Origin of the sequence: Thalassobacter sp. 16PALIMAR09 (assembly GCF_000765485.1) — a bacterium.
Classification (GTDB): domain Bacteria; phylum Pseudomonadota; class Alphaproteobacteria; order Rhodobacterales; family Rhodobacteraceae; genus Thalassobacter; species Thalassobacter stenotrophicus.
Genome location: NZ_JHAK01000034.1, coordinates 1 through 1,232, shown reverse-complemented (window position 1 = coordinate 1,232; position 1,232 = coordinate 1). Strand labels below are relative to the sequence as shown.

The following is a 1,232-nucleotide window of genomic DNA, read 5'->3' as shown; positions in this document are numbered from 1 at the left end:
TTGGACCTGTCGCGTTTTAGTGCCGCCCCAAGTGCTCGTTTAAGCCACCTTTCGTTCGAAGGCGACAGGGCTTTTCCAGCCCAGTGCTGAGTGACGGCGGCGTGGATTGTAGAACCCGTTTATGTATTCGAAGATCGCCATTTCAGCCTTCCGACGGGTCTCCCAAGGATGCCGCCAGATCAGTTCAGCTTTGATGGTCTTGAAGAACGTCTCGACGGCGGCGTTGTCGTAACAATTACCCTTACCGCTCATCGATACTTTGAAGCCGTTCTGGCGCAGGATTTTCTGGTAGTCATGGGAACAATATTGCGACCCGCGATCCGTATGATGGATGCAGCCTTTGGGCGGCTGCCGGAACGCGATGGCCATATTCAACGCCCGGATCGCCAAGTCGCGTTTCATCCGATTGCTCACGGCCCAGCCGATAACACGCCTTGAATGCAGATCGAGGATCACGGCCAGATACAGCCAGCCTTCGCGGGTCCAGACATAGCTGATATCCCCCGCCCACTTTTGATTTGGCAGGTCAGCTGAGAAGTTTCGATCCAGCAAGTTCGGCGCGATATTGAACTTGTGGTCACTGTCTGTCGTGACCTTGTGTTTGCGTGTTCTGACAACAGATATCCCGTTCTGGCGCATCAACCTGCCAACACGACGGTGGCCCACGTTCAAACCGATCTCCTTCAACTCTTCGGTCATTCGTGGGCGGCCATAGCTCCCCAAACTAAGCCGCGACTGCTCTTTGATATGAGCCAGCGTGACCAGATCAGATCGCTGCCTACGACTGGCTGGGCGACTGCGGAATGCGCGTAACCCGCGTGCGCTGACACCGACGACCTCGCACAACCGGGCGGCTGGAAAGCTGCCCCTGTGTTCTTCGACAAACCTAAATCTCATTGCTTTAGGCCCGCAAAGAACTGGGTGGCTTTTTTTAAGATCTCCCTCTCCTCCTTCAGGAGCCGGTTCTCCCGTCGAAGTCGATCATTCTCTTGAGCCAGGCTCAAATCCTCTTTGGAAACCACGTCTGTGTCTCGGTGTGCAGTGATCCATTTGTTCAACGTCGACATGCCAACACCCAGATCGTCAGCCACCTGCTTACGCGTCAGCCCACTGGTTAATGCGATGCGCACCGCATCTTGTCGAAATTCGTCTGTCCGTTTCAGTCCCATAGTTCATCTCCTTTGTTGCAGTAAATGCTATCAAAGGAGCGGCATCAAACCGTGACAGGTCCA

General features: G+C 54.5%; 1 protein-coding gene. It reads right to left on the bottom strand.

Annotated elements, in window-relative coordinates; all coding sequences use genetic code 11:
- Positions 1 to 39: 39 nt before the first annotated feature.
- A protein-coding gene (locus PM04_RS17215) for an IS3-like element ISRosp1 family transposase (protein WP_085978289.1) occupies positions 40 to 1,169 on the bottom strand; the annotation gives its coding sequence in 2 pieces (ribosomal slippage) (positions 40 to 938 and positions 938 to 1,169; 1,131 coding nt in all).
- Positions 1,170 to 1,232: the final 63 nt, after the last annotated feature.